We start from the raw sequence: 1,582 nt of genomic DNA on the forward strand, positions 1-1,582 counted from the left end.
AGGCGGTGGCTCTGGACAGGGAGGCGGAGCCGAGAGTATTACGCTTGAACGAGTCGTTGACGGCGGTAGTGTGCGGGAAGATGAAGGTGAAGGGAAGCTGTACGGACGGTGAGGAGATATTTAGGGGTAATGATGCGGAGTGTAAACCATTTGGCGCATAGGGTGGTCGTCTGAAGGGATAAAAGAAAAAAGGGCAAAAGAAAAGGACGTGTGTGGACACGTCCTTTGGGGGGAGAGGGGTTATTCGCTCCAGCTGACCCAGCCCAGCATCCAAGTAAGGAGAATCAGACCACCAAATACGATGCGGTAGTAGGCAAAAGGCACATAGTTTTTACTGGAGACAAATTTCAGCAAAGCTTTTACTGCCAATAAACCGGCGATAAATGCTGCGATAAAACCGATGGTAATTTGTCCGACATCTTGCAAGGTAAAGAGTCTGTAGTTTTTTAAGATGTCGTAACCTGTTGCCGCAATCATCATCGGCACGGCAAGGAAGAATGAGAATTCGGTAGCTGTTTTACGTTCCAGCCCCCACAACATACCGCCCATGATGGTACTGCCTGAACGTGATGTACCAGGGATAAGGGCGCAAATTTGGGCGCATCCTACAACAAATGCGTCGATTGGGCGCATATCATCTACATGATTGACTTTAGGTTTGGCTGTTACTTGGCGTTTTTCAACCCATAAAATGAAGAAGCCACCGAGTACCAGCATGGTAGCAACAGTAATTGGGTTGAAAAGGTGTAATTTAATTTGTTTGCTGAATAATAGACCCACAATTGCGGCAGGTATGAAGGCAATAAATAAATTCAGTACAAAGCGATTGGCTGTCCGTTCTTTACCGAGTCCTTTTATGATATGGGTAAATCGTTGGCGGTATTCGAATACGACGGCTAATACGGCACCGAGCTGGATAGCAATTTCAAATACTTTTCCGTTGCTTTGAAAGTTCATTAAGTTACCGAATACAATCAAGTGACCGGTACTGGAAATAGGGAGAAACTCGGTTAAACCTTCGATAACACCGAGAATAAGTGCTTTGAATAAAATCAGAATGTCCATAAGTTTTCAGACGGCCTTGAGGCCGTCTTTCTTTTGTTGATTAGTTAAAGTGGTTTTGAGGATTGTTCGCGGCGGACTTTGACGATGAGCTCGTCTATGGTTTTCATACCGGCTTTCCAGTCGGTACCGTTGAAATTGACTTTGTATTTACCACCGACGATGACAGTTGGTGTGTTTTCAATTCGATAAGTTTCCGTCAATTGCTGCATTTTTGCAGCAGCCGATGCGGCAGTAGGACTGTTATAGGCTTGAAGCAGTTTTTGACTGTCAAAACTCGTCTGTTTACCCACCCATGATCGGAATACATTGGTATCAGCCAGGTTGATTTTTTGTTCGTAAACTGCTTTGAAGATGACTGGATTGGCTTGATATTTCAAACCTGAAAGATTAACGGCAGCGGCTACTTTGGCCAAGCCTAACATTTCAGGCATCCAAACGACGTGTTCTGTCCGTAAGGAAACATCTTTGGCAAAGGTTTTGCTGTGTTGCAACAAAACTGGATCGAGATGGTAACAAT

General features: G+C 44.8%; 2 protein-coding genes. Both read right to left on the reverse strand.

Annotated features, from left to right (window positions below; all coding sequences use genetic code 11):
• Positions 1-240: 240 nt before the first annotated feature.
• The gene (locus ACTHUE_RS18415; protein WP_107792448.1) at positions 241-1,065 is read right to left on the reverse strand and encodes an undecaprenyl-diphosphate phosphatase; all 825 of its coding nucleotides are present in this window, start codon (positions 1,063-1,065) and stop codon (positions 241-243) included.
• Between the two features lie 44 nt (positions 1,066-1,109).
• Positions 1,110-1,582: thiol:disulfide interchange protein DsbA/DsbL (locus ACTHUE_RS18420; RefSeq protein ID WP_440424131.1), on the reverse strand; the 473-nt coding region annotated here is incomplete at its 5' end.

The organism is Neisseria sp. P0021.S005 (genome assembly GCF_051956955.1).

What these genes read in the sequence shown, in the direction of transcription:
- ACTHUE_RS18415 (WP_107792448.1), bottom strand. Translation starts at nt 1,065, where the DNA reads ATGGACATTCTGATTTTATTCAAAGCACTTATTCTCGGTGTTATCGAA.